This is a genomic window from Ruegeria sp. CL3, from assembly GCF_056536505.1.
This window is the reverse complement of sequence record NZ_JBQFPT010000004.1, coordinates 100,862-116,682: the sequence shown is the minus strand read 5'-3', so window position 1 is coordinate 116,682 and position 15,821 is coordinate 100,862. Positions and strand designations below refer to the sequence as shown.

Here is a 15,821-nt window from a genome sequence, read left to right as displayed (position 1 = left end):
ATATGAGGCTCGGGACTTTAAATCCAAGGCGCGGAGACACTTGCCCCCATGCCCGTACTCGTGATGAAATTCGGTGGCACATCGGTTGCCAATCTTGACCGCATCCGCCGCGCGGCGAAACGTATCGGCGTTGAGGTGGCAAAGGGCTATGACGTCATCGTCATCGTCTCGGCTATGTCCGGCAAAACCAACGAATTGGTAGGATGGGTGAACGAGACTTCGCCACTGTTCGACGCCCGCGAATACGATGCTGTGGTGTCATCGGGCGAAAACGTCACTGCAGGTCTGATGGCGCTGACGTTGCAGGAGATGGAAATTCCGGCGCGCAGCTGGCAGGGCTGGCAAGTGCCGCTGCTGACCAATGGCGCGCATTCCTCCGCCCGGATCGAGGAAATTCCGACCGACAATCTGAACCAAAAGTTCGGCGAAGGAATGAGGGTGGCCGTTGTTGCCGGTTTCCAGGGTATCAGTCCCGAAGGCCGGATCACGACGCTGGGCCGTGGCGGCTCGGACACGACCGCTGTGGCTTTTGCTGCCGCGTTTGAGGCCGAGCGCTGCGACATCTACACGGATGTCGATGGCGTCTACACGACCGACCCGCGTATCTGTGAAAAGGCGCGCAAGCTGGACCGGATTTCGTTCGAGGAAATGCTCGAACTGGCGTCGCTGGGTGCGAAAGTGCTGCAAACCCGCTCGGTCGAGCTGGCGATGCGCTATAAGGTGAAACTGCGCGTTCTTTCAAGTTTCGAAGAACAATCCGACGAGGCCGGTACGCTGGTCTGCGACGAGGAGGATATCATGGAATCCAATGTTGTGGCCGGTGTGGCCTATTCCCGTGACGAAGCCAAGATGACCGTCGTTTCCGTGGCCGACCGCCCCGGCATCGCCTCGATCATCTTCACCGCGCTCAGCGATGAGGGCGTGAATGTGGATATGATCGTCCAGAACATCTCGGATGAGGGGCGCACGGATATGACCTTCTCGTGCCCAACCGATCAGGTTGCGCGCGCCGAAAAAGCGCTGCTGGCGATCAAGGATGCGGGTGAGCTGAACTATGCCGAGTTGGTGGCCGACGAAGACGTCTGCAAGGTTTCGGTTGTGGGCATCGGCATGCGCTCGCAATCGGGTGTTGCGGCCAAGATGTTCAAGGTTCTCTCGGATGAGGGGATCAACATCAAGGTCATTACAACCTCCGAGATCAAAATTTCCGTCCTTGTCGACAGGAAATACATGGAACTTGCTGTTCAGGCACTGCATGATGCCTTTGAACTGGACAAGGCGGCCTAAGCTCATCGGCCAAAGGTTTCGCCTGACGCACTAATTGGGTTGGGCCATGGCGGACGGTACGGAAACAGAATCCCGCAAGCTGCTGGTTCGGCTGCGCGAGGAAATGGCGAGCGAGGCGGCCGGTCAGGAGCGTCTCGACCGCATCACGCAGCTGATTGCGGACAGCATTCGCTGCGAGGTCTGCTCGATCTATCTGTTCCGTGACGAAGAAACCCTTGAGCTTTGCGCGACTGAAGGTCTCTCGCCCGAGGCGGTTCACCAGACCCGGATGCGTCTGGGCGAAGGTCTTGTGGGCCGCGTGGCCAAATCTGGCAAGGTCGTGAATACGGCGGATGCGCCCGCAGCCAAAGGGTTCCGGTTCATGCCGGAAACGGGCGAAGAGCGTTTTTCCTCATTCCTCGGCGTGCCGGTACAGCGGCTCGGTCAGAAACTGGGCGTTCTGGTGGTGCAGTCCCGTGACGCGCGTGAATTCTCCGCCGATGAGATCTATGCGCTGGAAGTGGTGGCGATGGTTCTGGCTGAGATGGCCGAACTGGGTGCCTTTGTCGGTGAAGGCGCGGCCCTGTCTCCCTTGCACCAGCAATCTGTGCAATTGACCGGCGGTCCGGCGCAGGAAGGGTCTGCCGAAGGGCATGTCTGGCTGCACGAGCCGCGCGTTGTCGTGACCAACCCGATTGCCGAAGACCCGCACCGCGAAAGCGAGCGGTTGAATGAGGCGGTCGAGGAGCTGCGCGTCGGTGTCGACAAGATGCTCGAAATCTCGCAGAACGGTGACAAAGAGCAGCTGAAAGTTCTTGAAGCCTACCGCATGTTCGCCAATTCCAAGGGCTGGATGCGGAGGATGGAGGAAGACATCGCCCTCGGTCTCAGCGCCGAGGCCGCGGTCGAAAAAGAGCAGTCACAAGCCCGCGCCCGTATGGGGCAGGTGACCGATCCCTATCTGCGGGAACGGCTGGCGGATCTGGATGACCTCAGCAATCGTTTGCTGCGCATCCTGACGGGGCAAGGCAAGACCGACAGTGCCGATCTACCGCCCGATCCGATCCTCATCGCCCGCAACATCGGCCCCGGAGACCTGTTGGAATATGGCCGGTCCCTGAAGGGGATCGTGCTCGAGGAGGGCTCGGTCGGCAGCCACGCCACGATTGTTGCCCGCGCATTGGCGATCCCTTTGGTCGTGCATGTCGGGCGGATCACGACCGAGGCTCTGAATGGCGACCACATTCTGGTCGATGGGGATAACGGCGTTGTCCATCTGCGTCCCGAAGACTCGGTGGTCAGCGCGTTTCGCGACAAGATCGCGATGCAGGCCAAAGCGCAGGAGCGCTATGCCTCGATCCGGGAAACGCCGACGGTTACGCAGGATGGCGCTCGGATCAACATGGCGATGAATGCGGGCCTGATGGCCGATCTGCCCTCGCTCGGGAACTCGGGCGCGGAAGGAGTTGGCTTGTTCCGAACCGAGCTGCAATTCCTGATCCGCAACCAGATGCCGAAACGCTCTGAGCTGGTGACCCAATACCAGCGGGTTCTGGACGCGGCCGGAGAAAAACGCGTTGTGTTCCGGACCCTTGATATCGGGTCGGACAAGGTTCTGCCCTACATGAAGCACGTGGCCGAACCGAACCCGGCGCTGGGTTGGCGTGCGATCCGTGTCGGTCTGGACAAGCGCGGCGTGATGCGGATGCAGTTGCAGGCTCTTTTGCGCGCTGCCAATGGTCGCCCGCTGACCATCATGTTCCCCTTTGTCGCACAGGCCGAGGAGTTCCGCGAGGCTCGCTGGGAGGTCAACAAAACCATCGAACGTGAAAAACGTCTTGGCCATATCCTGCCGGAAACGCTCGAAGTGGGGGCGATGCTGGAAACGCCGTCGCTGGCGTTCTCACCGCAAAAGTTCTTTGACGAGGTGGATTTCATATCGATCGGGGGCAACGACCTGAAACAGTTCTTCTTTGCTGCCGACCGCGAAAACGAGCTGGTGCGCCGCCGATATGACACGTTGAACGTCAGTTTCCTCAGCTTCATCGAACGGATCGTGGAACGCTGCAGTATCTCGGATACGCCGCTGAGTTTCTGTGGCGAGGACGCCGGTCGCCCGGTTGAGGCGCTGTGTCTGGCTGCAATGGGTATCCGCACCTTGTCCATGCGTCCGGCTTCGATCGGCCCAGTCAAAAGCCTTTTGCTGAGATCGAACCTGCAGGACGTCCGCAAGATCATCGCGGATGCACGTCATCGTGGTGAGCAATCCGTGCGCCCGGCGGTCATGGAGTGGTTGCGGTCGCAATCGTGACCCATCAGTCGGCCTATTGGGGATTCCGGGCTTGATTTTTATTTCAAGGTTCCGTATCCAGCGGTGGAAATGTTAGCGATAACATTCGGGGCCGTGCCAGCGACCCCCATCGCGACTGAGGTTCTGCTTCTTGAGGCAGGAAGCATAAAAGGAAGCTGATAATGGTTTCACGCGTCATCCCGGTAGACCCGTTCGACCTCGTGCTGTTTGGCGCGACGGGCGATCTGGCGCAGCGCAAGATCTTGCCAGGGCTGTATCACCGGTTTGAAATGGGCCAGATGCCGGAGGATGCGCGGATCATCGGAACCGCCAGGTCCGACATGGACAGTGACGGGTTTCGTGACCAGTTGCGCGCGTCGATGGATAAATTCGCGCCGAGTTACGACAAGAAAACTCTGGATCGCTTTCTGACCCATGTTAACTATGTGCCGGTGGATGCGCTGGGCGATGCGGGTTGGTCCGATCTGGCTAAAGCCTTGCGCCCGGATGTGGTGCGAGCTTTCTATCTGTCGGTCGGGCCCAGCCTGTTCTCAGGCATTGCACAGCGTCTGAATGATCACGGGCTTGCGACGCCTGACAGCCGGATCGTGGTGGAGAAGCCCTTCGGTCATGATCTGGCCTCGGCTAAGGCTTTGAACGAGGGGCTGCGCGCCTGTTTCGAAGAACACCAAATTTACCGGATCGACCACTATCTGGGTAAGGAAACCGTGCAGAACTTGATGGCGCTGCGCTTTGCCAATTCGCTGTTCGAGCCGCTGTGGAACGCGACCCATGTCGATCACGTGCAGATCACTGTGGCCGAGACTGTCGGGGTCGAAGGGCGCGGTGCTTACTACGACCAATCCGGCGCGATGCGCGATATGATCCAGAACCATCTGGTGCAGCTTCTCTGTCTGACCGCGATGGAGCCGCCTTCGAAATTCGCGCCTAACGCGGTGCGCGATGAAAAGGTCAAGGTGATCGAAGCGCTGGAGCCGGTCGAGCCGAAGGATATCGCGCGCGGTCAGTATCGCACAGACAAGGGCGGCGACGGTTACCTCGATCATGTCGGCGATCCTGCCAGCCGCACCGAAAGTTTTATTGCTTTGAAGGCTCATATCGGCAACTGGCGCTGGGCGGGCGTGCCATTCTACCTGCGCACCGGCAAACGCCTAAGGGCGCGCGAGTCCGAAATTGCAGTGTTTTTCCGCGACCCACCGCATACGATTTTCCCCAATGTGGGGCCTCTGCACGGCAATGTTCTGGTGATCCGTTTGCAACCGGACGAAGGCATCACGCTGCGCACTACGATCAAGGAACCGGGGCAGGGCGGGTTCCGTCTATCCGACGTGGCGCTCGACATGAGCTTTGCCGATGCGCTGGGCGATGGCGCGCAATCGCCTGACGCCTATGAACGCCTGATCATGGACGTGATCCGCGGCGACCAAACCCTGTTCATGCGCGGGGATGAGGCCGAGGCCGCCTGGGCCTGGGTTGATCCCATTATTCGCGGCTGGGAAGAGCGCGGCGACAAGCCCGCAAAATACGATCAGGGCAGTTCAGGGCCAGAAGAAGCATTGATGCTGATGCATCGCGATGGACGCCGCTGGCGTCAGATCGGAGGGTAATCATGGTCAATACAGTTATTTCGGACGTCACCAAACGTATCATCGACCGCAGCGCCAACCTGCGCGGCCCGCATCTTGAGCGCATGGAACAGGCCAAATCCAAGGGCCCCGCCCGTGCGCATCTGTCCTGCAGCGGTCAGGCGCATGCTTATGCCGGAGCCGGTGAGGATCAGAACTCGATGGCGACCGGTACGGCTGGGAACCTTGGTATCGTCACCGCCTATAACGACATGCTCTCGGCCCACCAACCGTTCGAGCGGTATCCCGAGTTGATCCGTCAGGCGATCCGCGCGGCAGGTGGCACAGCGCAGGTCGCAGGCGGGGTTCCCGCCATGTGCGACGGCGTGACCCAAGGCGAGGCGGGGATGGAACTGTCGCTGTTCTCGCGCGATGTGATCGCGCTGGCGACGGGCGTGGCTCTCAGCCACAACACCTATGACGCGGCGGTGTTTCTTGGGGTTTGCGACAAGATCGTGCCCGGCCTGATCATCGGCGCGCAGGCCTTTGGCCATCTGCCGGCCGTCTTCCTGCCGGCTGGTCCGATGACCAGCGGTCTGCCCAACGACGAAAAGGCCAAGGTCCGCCAGCAATTCGCTGCCGGAGAGGTTGGTCGCGACGCCCTGATGAAGGCTGAAATGGCCGCCTATCACGGCCCCGGCACCTGCACCTTCTACGGTACCGCCAACACCAACCAGATGCTGATGGAGTTCATGGGTCTGCACCTGCCGGGCTCCAGTTTCGTCAACCCCAACACGCCTCTGCGCGATGCCCTGACCGAGGAAGGCGCGCGCCGCGCCCTGTCTCTCAGCGCGTTGGGCAATCACTACACGCCGGTTTGTCAGATCCTCGATGAACGCGCCTTCGTCAATGGTATCGTTGGTCTGATGGCCACAGGCGGGTCGACCAACCTGCTGATCCACCTTATCGCCATGGCGCGCGCAGGCGGTATCGTTCTGGATTGGGAGGATTTTTCCGACATCTCTGCAGTGGTCCCTCTGGTCGCGCGGGTCTATCCCAACGGTCTGGCCGATGTGAACCACTTCCATGCCGCCGGGGGCTTGGGCTTTACCATAAGCACGCTGTTGGACGATGGGCTGCTGCACCCCGACACACTGACCGTCGCGGGGCAGGGGCTTCACAACTACACCAAGGAACCCAAGCTGAAAGACGGCGAGTTGGTCTGGGAAGACGGCGCTGGTCACAGCCTGAATGAAAAGATCGTACGTCCGGCCAAGGACCCGTTCCAGCCCACCGGTGGCCTGTCGCGCCTGACAGGAAATCTGGGCACGGGCGTCATGAAGGTCTCGGCCGTGGCCCCCGAACATCAGGTGGTCGAAGCACCCGTCCGTGTGTTCCACGACCAGAATGACGTCAAAGCCGCCTTCAAGGCCGGAGAGTTCACTGATGACGTCATCGTGGTAGTTCGGTTCCAGGGCCCGAAGGCCAACGGCATGCCCGAGCTGCATTCGCTGACGCCGATACTGTCGATCCTTCAGGGCAGAGGCCAAAAGGTCGCTCTGGTCACCGATGGCCGCATGTCTGGTGCGTCGGGCAAGGTTCCCGCTGCCATCCATGTCTGCCCCGAGGCGCTGGACGGTGGCGCCATCGGCTATCTGCAAGACGGTGATCTGCTGCGCGTCGATGCCGTAAAGGGTGAGCTGGAAATCCTCACACCCGGCGTCCTCGACCGCAGCCCAGCGACTGCTGATCTGTCTGCCAACCAGCACGGCGTCGGCCGCGACCTCTTCGGCGCGTTCCGCCAGAATGTCGGGTCCGCCGACACAGGTGCCAGCATTTTCGGAGTTTAACCCATGACCAAAACCCAACGCACCCGCGAGATCTGCGCGCTGGCCCCCATCGTTCCGGTGCTGGTTGTCGATGACGCCGCACACGCCCGCCCCTTGGCCGAGGCGCTGGTCGCAGGCGGTCTTCCCGCGCTCGAAGTCACTCTGCGCACCCCTGCGGCACTGGACGTGATCCGTGCCATGGCCGCTGTGCCCGGAGGCGTCGTGGGCGCAGGCACGCTGGTCACTCCCGAAGACGTCCGCGCCGCCAAAGAGGCAGGTGCGCAGTTCGGGGTCTCACCCGGCGCGACCGATGCCCTGATCGCCGCCTGCGAAGCTGAAGGCCTGCCCTTGCTACCCGGCGCGGCCACCGCGAGTGAGGCCATGGCCCTGCTGGAAAAGGGCTATGACATGCTGAAATTCTTCCCTGCCGAGGCCTCGGGCGGCGCGCCGGCCCTCAAAGCGATTGGGGCGCCCCTGCCTCAGATCACCTTCTGCCCTACAGGGGGCGTATCGCCCTCGAATGCCCGCGACTACCTTTCGCTGTCCAACGTGGTCTGCGCCGGTGGCAGCTGGGTCGCGCCCAAGCAGATGGTTCAAGAGGGCGACTGGTCCGGGATCGAAGCGCTTGCGCGTGAGGCGACCCACCTGACGGATTGACGCCGCAAGGCGAAACGCTAGGGTAGGCCACAAGTTAAGCAGGTTACCCTCATGACAAACCAAACCTCCCTCGTGCATGGGCGCGAGTATCTGGCCATTCCGGGCCCTTCGGTGATGCCCGACGCGGTGTTGCAAGCCATGCACCGCCCGTCGCCCAATATCTACGATGGCGCGTTGATCGAGATGATGCCCGCGCTGACGCAGGACCTAAAGCGCGTGGCCGGAACTCAGCACAGCGTCGCCATTTATATCGCCAACGGCCACGGCACGTGGGAGGCCGCGCTGTCGAATGTGATCGCCCCCGGAGAAACCGTTCTAGCCCCGGCCTCGGGTCGTTTCACCCATGGCTGGGCCGAGATGGCCGAGGGGATCGGCGCAAAGATCGACCTAATAGACTTCGGCTTGTCTTCACCCTGGGATTTCGACCGCATCGCCGAGGCGCTGAACGCCGACAAGGAGCACAAAATCAAAGCTGTGCTTGCCGTCCACGTGGATACGTCCACCTCGATCCGGAATGATATCCCTGCCTTGCGCGCTTTGCTGGATGAGTTGAATCATCCCGCACTCCTGATGGCCGACTGTATCGCTTCCATGGGGTGCGACCGGTTCGAGATGGATGCTTGGGGAGTCGATGTCACAGTGACAGCCTGCCAAAAGGGCCTGATGACCCCGGCGGGCACCGGCTTTGTCTTCTTCAACGACAAAGCGCAGGCGAAACGTGCCGCCATGCCTCGCGTTTCGCAGTATTGGGATTGGCAACCGCGCGCCGACCCAGAGCTGTTCTATCAATATTTCAATGGCACCGCGCCCACCCATCACCTCTACGGCCTGCGCGCCGCGCTGGACCTGATCCATGGTGAGGGTCTCGAAAACGTTTGGTCCCGGCATGAGCGCCTTGCCAAGGCCATCTGGGCCGCCTGCGATGTTTGGGCGCAAGGCGGAGCACTTCATTTCAATGTCAGCGACCCGACCCATCGCAGCCATGCGGTCACCGCCCTCCGCCTGACCGAGGGGCGCGGCACGCCGCTGCGCAACTACACCGAAAACCAGCTTGGTCTGACGCTGGGCATCGGCTTGGGAATGGAGGATTGGGATGCCTGTTTCCGCCTCGGTCATATGGGGCACGTCAACGCGCAGATGATCATGGCGATCCTGGGCGGCATGGAAACCGCCATGGCGGCACTTGATATCCCCCGCGGCCAAGGCGCGCTGGAAGCCGCCGCCGCGACATTGGCCACATAGCGCCGATCCGCCCCTTCATCTGGCCGAAAATATCCTCGGGGGGAATCGCGCCTTGGCGCGATGGGGGGCAGACAGCCCCCCTATACCGCGCGAGCTTGCGCCAAAGCCAAAGGCAAGGCAGCTTCAAAAGCCGCCATCTCTGCCTCTGCACCACAACTCACCCGGATGCAGCGGTTCTGCGGGGCCGCAAATGGCATCCGCACAAACACACCCTGTTCGACCAGCGAGTCCAGAACAGCCTTCGCAAACACCCCGTCACGCCCGCAGTCAATCGCAACGAAATTCGTGGCCGAAGGCAACGGGATCAAACCGTTGGCCTGCGCAATGCGTCCGATATGATCCCGCGCCTCAGTGATCCGGGCCTGCACTTCTGACAGCCAGTCGCCATCCTCAAGTGCCGCCAGCGCCCCGGCTTGCGCAGCCCGGTTCATGCCGAAATGGTTGCGTACCTTGTTGAACGCCGCAATCAATTCGGGGGCACCGATAGCATAGCCCACCCGCGCGCCTGCCATCCCGTACACCTTGGAGAACGTCCGCATCCGGATCACACGGGGATCATCGGCGGCAACAGGCGCAGCAGTGCCGTCCGGCGCACATTCGACATAGGCCTCGTCCAGAACCAGCAGGCATCCTGAGGGCAGAGCCTCCATCGCGGCCACGATATCGGCGCCCGAATGCCAACTTCCCATCGGGTTGTCGGGGTTTGCCAGATAGACCAGCTTGGCATTAACCTCTGCGGCCTTGGCAAACAAAGCTGCGGGGTCTTCGTGATCGTCGCGATAGGGAACCTTGTGCAACTCACCTCCGAAACCCGCCACATGGTAGTTGAATGTGGGATAGGCCCCGTCTGAAGTCACCACCGCGTCACCCGGCCCGATTAACAGCCGCACCAGATAGCCCAATAGCCCGTCAATGCCTTCGCCCACCACGATATTCTCGGGGGCAACACCGTGATGTGCGGCCAAAGCATTGCGCAGATCGTGATTCTCGGGGTCGCCGTACATCCAAATCTCACCGGCAGCCCGTTGCATCGCTTCGATGGCGCGAGGCGAGGGGCCAAACACGCTTTCATTCGCGCCAAGCCGTGCCTTGAAGGGGGCACCGCGCTGACGCTCCTGCGTTTCCGGCCCCACAAACGGGACGGTTGCAGGCAGGGATTGGGCGAGAGATGTGTAGCGAGGTTTGGTCATAGGCGCAGATAAGCCCACCGTGCGGGTTGCTGCAAGCCCGAGCCTCAGCATGCCTCAACGTCGCGGTGGAACTGCACGCACATTCGGGGCAGTCTTGTAAAGACTGCAAATCAAGGAGGTCCGGAATGGCGCGCGTATCTGTCGAGTACAAGGATCACATCGCTCATGTCACGCTCACGCGCGGCGACAAGATGAATGCTCTGGACGAGGCGATGATCAAGGCGCTGCTGGCCGCTGGGCAAGAGGTCGCGGCCTCAGACGCCCGCGCTGTTGTCCTATCTGGTGAGGGCAAAAGCTTCTGTGCCGGTCTCGACATGGCGAGTTTTGCGAAGATGGCCCATATGGACCCGACCGAATGGCTGATGACCCGCAGCCATGAAGACGCCAACGAGATGCAGGAACTGGCCCTGATCTGGCGGCGCATCCCCGTTCCTGTCATCTGCGCGATCCAAGGCGCGGCCTATGGGGGCGGCCTGCAGATTGCCCTAGGCGCGGATATCCGCATCGCCCACCCCGAGGCGAAGCTGGCGGTGATGGAAATGAAATGGGGTATCATTCCCGATATGGGGGGCATGGTTCTGCTTCCGAAACTGGTCCGCTCAGACGTTTTGCGGCTGCTGACCTATACCGCGCGTCCCATTGGGGCTGCACAGGCGGCCGAGTGGGGCTTGGTCACCAGGCTGTCCGACGATCCGCAGACCGAAGCACTGGCCTTGGCTGAAAACATCGCCTCACAAAGCCCCTCGGCCATCCGTGCCGCTAAGCGGCTCATAGACTTTGCCGAAACCAATCCGCGCGCCGATGTGTTGCTGGCCGAGTCTTCGGAACAGGTAGATCTGATTGGAAAACCCGACCAGATGGAGGTCGTTATGGCGCAGATGCAAGGCCGAAAGCCCGAGTTCAAGTGATCACCGCATAAAGGCGCGCCGCGCGTCTCGGGCCATGTTGTAGCGCATCTCGAGATCGGCGATCTTTGACATCGTGGCTTTGCGGGCCTCGGGATCGGTCAATCCGGCATACTGTTTACGGGCCTCGTCCAACTGTTTTTTGATGTCGAACTCCTCGGGCAGTACCCCGGCTTGCGCCATGATCCGATGGCCGGCCGCAATGGCGGGATCGCTTTGCGCTTCGCCTGAGCGATCGGGCAGAGGCGCACCTTCGCCCTCAAGACCCTGCAATTGACCTTCGGCCTGAGCCTTCTTGATCTGGCGTTCTACCAATTTTCCAAGCGATCCGAACATGGGTGCAGGATAGCTTTTTCAGGCGCGGGGAGAAAGGGATCATCGCAGTTTGGTGGTCAAGATGTAGGCGACGCCCCCAGCCATCAAGCCCCAGACCGCAGCGCCCAGACCGAACACCGTGATCCCTGAGGCCGTGATGGCGAAGGTCAGGATTGCGGCTTCGCGCTCGGCGGGTATTTCGAGTGCTGCGAAGGTGGCGTTGGCCATCACTCCGATCAAGGCCACGCCGGTCAGCGTGCCCATAAGTAGCGGGTCGGCATGGGCGGCAAAGCCTGTGATCGCCACGGCGAAGATACCGAAGACGCAGTAGAACACACCTGCCATAATTGCTGACCAATAGCGCAAACTACGGTCTGGGTGGCTGTCTTCGTTCGAACACATCGCGGCGGTGATGGCCGCCAGACAGGTGGCAGGGGCTCCAAATGGGGCCGACAACATGCTTGCCCCTCCTACGGACGAGAACAACTTGTCGGGTGCGGGGGTGTAGCCAAAGCTGCGCATCACGGCGATGCCGGGGATGTTCTGGGTTGCCATTGTGACGACGAATAGCGGCAGGCCGATGCCGATGGCTGACGCAAACGAGAATGAGGGCATCGTCCAGACAGGCGCGGCCAGATAGGCCTCGGGCCGGACGGATGCACCTTCGGCGCTGAACACTACCACGAGGGCTGCGGCTACGACGGCTGCGGGAACGGCAAACAGCCGGTTCAGGCGTCCGGCGATGAACCATGTCAGGATTACGGGCAGTGCCTGCCAAGGTAGCTCAACAGCCGCTTTGAACGGGACAATACACAGGGGCAAGAGCACTCCGCCGAGCATCGCCTGCGCCAGAGTGGTCGGGATCGCAGCGGCCAGACGCCCCAAGGGTTTCCAAAGTCCGGCCAGAATCGTTAATGCTCCTGCGCAGAGAAAGGCTCCGATTGCGCCTGAGAAGCCTGCGACCGGGGTGGCTGAAACCGCTAGCAATGCCGCTCCGGGGGTAGACCAGGCAACGCTGATGGGTTGCCGGTAGCGCAGGCTGAGAACAATCGCGGCCAGCCCCATGGCAATCGCAGCACTCATCAGGCCCGAGGCAGCTTGGCCCGGTGATGCGCCCATCGCACCCAGCCCTTGTAGCACGATGGGAAACGAGCTGAAGAACCCGACAATGGCGACTACGAGTCCTGTTGAGACGGTCTGCATCGGAGGAAAAGGTCGTGCCATAGGGGCCTCGGAGGGTTGTTATTCCGAACTGCTAACAAGCGCGGGCTGGCGCGAACAAGGGGAAAGCTCTGAGGGCAAAGAAAAACCTCACCACCGCTTCGGGTGGTGAGGTTGGGATTTCCCTATTTGGAACGAGAAGGAAATCAGGCGAGTTCGGCCAGACGAGCGAGGGCTTCGTTCAGCTTGGCCTCTTCTTCTTCACGCGCAGCGAGGTTTGCTTTGGCTTCCTCAACTACTTCTTCCGGGGCCGAGGCCACGAATTTGGGGTTGTTCAGACGCCCACGAAGACCGCCGAGTTCTTTGGCCAGTTTGCCCTTGGCTTTCTCCAACCGTTCCTTTTCGGCGCCGATGTCGATGATGTCCGCCAGAGGCAGGCCGAAGCTCGCGCCCGGGGCGGCAATCGAGATCGTGCCTTTTGGCAGCTCATCAGCCTTGGTCAGACTATCGATCCGCGCAAGACGTTTGATCAGTGCTTCGTTGCGCTCCCACGCGGCTTGACCGTGATTGTCGATCTCGGTCACCAGCATCGGCACGTAGAGGCCCGCCGGAACCCGCATTTGCGCACGGGCGGAGCGGGTGTTTTCGATCACCGAGATCACCCAGTTCATTTCGCGATCCGCGTCGGCGTCGATCAGGTCGGCAGCGGCGTAGGTCGGCCAGTCGGCGTGGACAACCATCTTGGCGCGGTTGCCGGTCAGCGCCCAAAGCTCTTCGGTGATGAAGGGCATGATCGGGTGCAGCAGGACCATGCACTGATCCAGAACCCAGCGCATGGTGGCGCGGGTCTCGGCCTGTGCCTCGGTGTCGTCGCCTTGTAGTAGGGGTTTCGACAGTTCTACGTACCAGTCGCAGACCTTGCCCCAGACAAAGGCATAAAGCCCGTTGGATGCATCGTTGAAACGATAGCTTTCCAGCGCAGCATCGACCTCTTCCCGCACGCGGGCAGTTTCACCGATGATCCAGCGGTTCACGGCCGCCTTGGGCTTCAGGTCGGCCACATCCAGTTGTGGGACGGCGTCGGTGAATACCTCGTTCATCTCAGCAAAGCGGACGGCGTTCCACAGCTTGGTGCCGAAGTTCCGGTAGCCGGTGATGCGTTCGCGGGACAGTTTCAGCACACCACCAATCGCCGCCATCGAGGCGTTGGTAAAGCGCAGCGCGTCGGCGCCGAATTCGTCCACGATTTCCAGCGGGTCAATGACGTTGCCGGTGGTCTTGGACATCTTCTTGCCCTTCTCGTCACGGACGAGCTGGTGCAGGTAGACGGTGTGGAACGGGATCTGATCGACCACGGCCAGTTGCATCATCATCATCCGGGCGACCCAGAAGAACAGGATGTCGAAACCGGTAACCAGAACGTCCGTCGGGAAATAGCGTTCCAGTTCCTCGGTCTGTTCGGGCCAGCCTAGCGTACCGATGGGCCAGAGGCCGGAGGAGAACCATGTGTCGAGCACATCCGGGTCGCGCCAAACCGGATAGACCAGCTTGGTCGGGTCTTGTTCGACCGCGTATTGAGCAAGGCTTTCGGCGAACTGATGGATCGCTTCCTGCTTGTCGGCGACTTCGACAACCGTCGCGTGGCTCAGCGGACTGGGGATGTTTGCGTTGTCGTCGAGGAATTTCTCGGTGACGGCTTCAAGGCTAGCAGCGCATTCCATGACATTGCCACGATGCAACATGCCGCCTTCGTTCAGCAAACGGCCCAATTCGACCAGATCAAGGTCGCCGTCGTTTTCGTCGTCCTTGAAGTTCTCAGCCGAGAGATCGAGGCCATACCAAACCGGAATCTGATGCCCCCACCACAGCTGGCGCGAAATACACCAGGGCTCGATGTTTTCCAGCCAGTGGTAGTAGGTTTTCTCGCCCGACTCGGGGATGATCTTGACCGTACCGTCCTTGACCGCATCCAGCGCGGGGCCGACGACTTTGGCGGCATCAACGAACCATTGGTCTGTGAACATCGGCTCGATGACCACTTTGGAGCGGTCGCCAAACGGCTGCATAATCGGTTTGCTCTCGACCAGCGGGACCAGCTTGTCCGCGCCTTCATGATCGGGCTTCAGAGCGGTTGAACCCAGACGCGGATCATCCGCGCGGGTCATAACAGCCAGACCGTCCGCAGTGATTTCTTCGACAACCTTCGCTCGCGCTTCGAATCGGTCGAGGCCGCGCAGGTGGTCGGGGATCAGGTTGATCGCGTCGATCTCGTTCTCGGTGAACTCCTTGCCGCGTGCGTATTCCTGCGCCTTGTCCGCTTCTTCCGCGTAAGGCGCACCATCGGCCCGCATCGTGCCTTTGGTGTCCATCAGGCGGTACATCGGGATGCCGCCGCGCTTGGCGACCATGTTGTCGTTGAAGTCATGCGCGCCGGTAATCTTCACCGCGCCCGAGCCAAAATTGGGATCAGGGTAGTCATCGGTGATGATCGGAATCTGACGGCGATGCTCTTTCGGACCAACCGGGATTTCGCAAAGCTTGCCGACGATGGGCGCATAGCGCTCATCCGAGGGATGAACCGCAACTGCACCGTCGCCCAGCATCGTCTCGGGGCGGGTCGTGGCGATCGAGATATAGTCGCGCTCTTCCTCAAGCACGAGATTCCCGCCCTCGTCCTTCTCGACATAGGTGTAGGTCTCGCCCCCGGCCAACGGGTATTTGAAGTGCCACATGTGGCCCGCGACTTCGATATTCTCGACTTCGAGGTCCGAGATCGCAGTTTCGAAATGCGGGTCCCAGTTGACCAGACGCTTGCCGCGATAGATCAGGCCCTTTTCGTACATGTCGACGAAAACTTTGATCACGGCATCGTGGAAATTGGCCGAGTTCTCATGGCCTGTGCGCGGATCGCCCGCCGCACCCGCCATGGTGAAGGCGTTGCGCGACCAGTCGCAGGAGGAGCCGAGGCGCTTCAGTTGCTCGATGATCGTGCCACCGTATTCGCCTTTCCACTCCCAAACTTTCTCAAGGAATTTCTCGCGACCCAGCTCGCGCCGACCCGGCTGCTGCGTGGCGGCAAGCATCTTTTCAACCTGCATCTGCGTGGCGATGCCCGCGTGGTCCTGGCCGGGCTGCCAGAGAGTGTCGAAGCCGCGCATCCGGTGCCAACGGATCAGGATGTCCTGAAGCGTGTTGTTGAACGCATGGCCCACGTGCAAAGCACCTGTCACGTTGGGCGGCGGGATCATGATGGTAAAGCTCTCGTCACGCGATTTGTTTGCGCCTGCCTTGAAGGCTCCGGCCTGTTCCCAGGCCTCGTAGATGCGGGCCTCAGCCTCGGCCGCGTTGAATGTCTTTTCCATCGCCATGGGGTGCGTCCT

At 61.0% G+C, this 15,821-nt stretch carries 11 protein-coding genes; 7 read left to right on the top strand and 4 right to left on the bottom strand.

Annotation, left to right across the window (positions count from 1 at the left end; all coding sequences use genetic code 11):
- Window positions 1-48 precede the first annotated feature (48 nt).
- From ACR0NO_RS07025 to ACR0NO_RS07000, 6 genes are all read left to right on the top strand, one after another.
- The gene (locus ACR0NO_RS07025; protein WP_170377908.1) at window positions 49-1,287 is read left to right on the top strand and encodes an aspartate kinase; all 1,239 of its coding nucleotides are present in this window, start codon (window positions 49-51) and stop codon (window positions 1,285-1,287) included.
- Between the two features lie 46 nt (window positions 1,288-1,333).
- Window positions 1,334-3,577 (top strand): phosphoenolpyruvate--protein phosphotransferase, encoded by a 2,244-nt coding sequence (gene ptsP / locus ACR0NO_RS07020; protein ID WP_170471907.1) that lies wholly within the window; start codon window positions 1,334-1,336, stop codon window positions 3,575-3,577.
- Window positions 3,578-3,738: 161 nt separating this feature from the next.
- The gene (gene zwf / locus ACR0NO_RS07015) at window positions 3,739-5,184 is read left to right on the top strand and encodes a glucose-6-phosphate dehydrogenase (protein WP_480723448.1); all 1,446 of its coding nucleotides are present in this window, start codon (window positions 3,739-3,741) and stop codon (window positions 5,182-5,184) included.
- A gap of 2 nt (window positions 5,185-5,186) precedes the next feature.
- Complete coding sequence (edd, locus tag ACR0NO_RS07010; protein ID WP_480723447.1) at window positions 5,187-6,992, top strand: phosphogluconate dehydratase; 1,806 nt, start codon at window positions 5,187-5,189, stop codon at window positions 6,990-6,992.
- 3 nt (window positions 6,993-6,995) lie between these two features.
- Complete coding sequence (locus ACR0NO_RS07005; protein WP_480723446.1) at window positions 6,996-7,628, top strand: bifunctional 4-hydroxy-2-oxoglutarate aldolase/2-dehydro-3-deoxy-phosphogluconate aldolase; 633 nt, start codon at window positions 6,996-6,998, stop codon at window positions 7,626-7,628.
- A 51-nt stretch (window positions 7,629-7,679) separates the two neighbouring features.
- Complete coding sequence (locus ACR0NO_RS07000) at window positions 7,680-8,870, top strand: pyridoxal-phosphate-dependent aminotransferase family protein (RefSeq protein ID WP_480723445.1); 1,191 nt, start codon at window positions 7,680-7,682, stop codon at window positions 8,868-8,870.
- Window positions 8,871-8,950: 80 nt separating this feature from the next.
- On the opposite strand, the gene ACR0NO_RS06995 is transcribed toward ACR0NO_RS07000, so the two are convergent.
- Window positions 8,951-10,060 (bottom strand): pyridoxal phosphate-dependent aminotransferase, encoded by a 1,110-nt coding sequence (locus ACR0NO_RS06995; protein ID WP_480723444.1) that lies wholly within the window; start codon window positions 10,058-10,060, stop codon window positions 8,951-8,953.
- Between the two features lie 125 nt (window positions 10,061-10,185).
- Between ACR0NO_RS06995 and ACR0NO_RS06990 the strand changes: the two genes are divergently transcribed.
- The gene (locus ACR0NO_RS06990; protein ID WP_170719376.1) at window positions 10,186-10,968 is read left to right on the top strand and encodes a crotonase/enoyl-CoA hydratase family protein; all 783 of its coding nucleotides are present in this window, start codon (window positions 10,186-10,188) and stop codon (window positions 10,966-10,968) included.
- On the opposite strand, the gene ACR0NO_RS06985 is transcribed toward ACR0NO_RS06990, so the two are convergent.
- From ACR0NO_RS06985 to ACR0NO_RS06975, 3 genes are all read right to left on the bottom strand, one after another.
- On the bottom strand, window positions 10,969-11,301 hold the full coding sequence (locus ACR0NO_RS06985; protein WP_170640347.1) for a DnaJ family domain-containing protein: 333 nt from the start codon (window positions 11,299-11,301) through the stop codon (window positions 10,969-10,971).
- Between the two features lie 39 nt (window positions 11,302-11,340).
- Window positions 11,341-12,504 (bottom strand): benzoate/H(+) symporter BenE family transporter, encoded by a 1,164-nt coding sequence (locus ACR0NO_RS06980; RefSeq protein ID WP_480723443.1) that lies wholly within the window; start codon window positions 12,502-12,504, stop codon window positions 11,341-11,343.
- 143 nt (window positions 12,505-12,647) lie between these two features.
- Window positions 12,648-15,809, bottom strand: a complete 3,162-nt coding sequence (locus ACR0NO_RS06975; protein ID WP_480723442.1) for a valine--tRNA ligase — start codon at window positions 15,807-15,809, stop codon at window positions 12,648-12,650.
- Window positions 15,810-15,821: the final 12 nt, after the last annotated feature.

Excerpts from the sequence above, each read along its gene's own strand:
- ACR0NO_RS07025 (WP_170377908.1), top strand. The coding sequence starts at position 49 with ATGCCCGTACTCGTGATGAAATTCGGTGGCACATCGGTTGCCAATCTT.
- ptsP (WP_170471907.1), top strand. The coding sequence starts at position 1,334 with ATGGCGGACGGTACGGAAACAGAATCCCGCAAGCTGCTGGTTCGGCTG.
- zwf (WP_480723448.1), top strand. The coding sequence starts at position 3,739 with ATGGTTTCACGCGTCATCCCGGTAGACCCGTTCGACCTCGTGCTGTTT.
- edd (WP_480723447.1), top strand. The coding sequence starts at position 5,187 with ATGGTCAATACAGTTATTTCGGACGTCACCAAACGTATCATCGACCGC.
- ACR0NO_RS07005 (WP_480723446.1), top strand. The coding sequence starts at position 6,996 with ATGACCAAAACCCAACGCACCCGCGAGATCTGCGCGCTGGCCCCCATC.
- ACR0NO_RS07000 (WP_480723445.1), top strand. The coding sequence starts at position 7,680 with ATGACAAACCAAACCTCCCTCGTGCATGGGCGCGAGTATCTGGCCATT.
- ACR0NO_RS06995 (WP_480723444.1), bottom strand. The coding sequence starts at position 10,060 with ATGACCAAACCTCGCTACACATCTCTCGCCCAATCCCTGCCTGCAACC.
- ACR0NO_RS06990 (WP_170719376.1), top strand. The coding sequence starts at position 10,186 with ATGGCGCGCGTATCTGTCGAGTACAAGGATCACATCGCTCATGTCACG.
- ACR0NO_RS06985 (WP_170640347.1), bottom strand. The coding sequence starts at position 11,301 with ATGTTCGGATCGCTTGGAAAATTGGTAGAACGCCAGATCAAGAAGGCT.
- ACR0NO_RS06980 (WP_480723443.1), bottom strand. The coding sequence starts at position 12,504 with ATGGCACGACCTTTTCCTCCGATGCAGACCGTCTCAACAGGACTCGTA.
- ACR0NO_RS06975 (WP_480723442.1), bottom strand. The coding sequence starts at position 15,809 with ATGGCGATGGAAAAGACATTCAACGCGGCCGAGGCTGAGGCCCGCATC.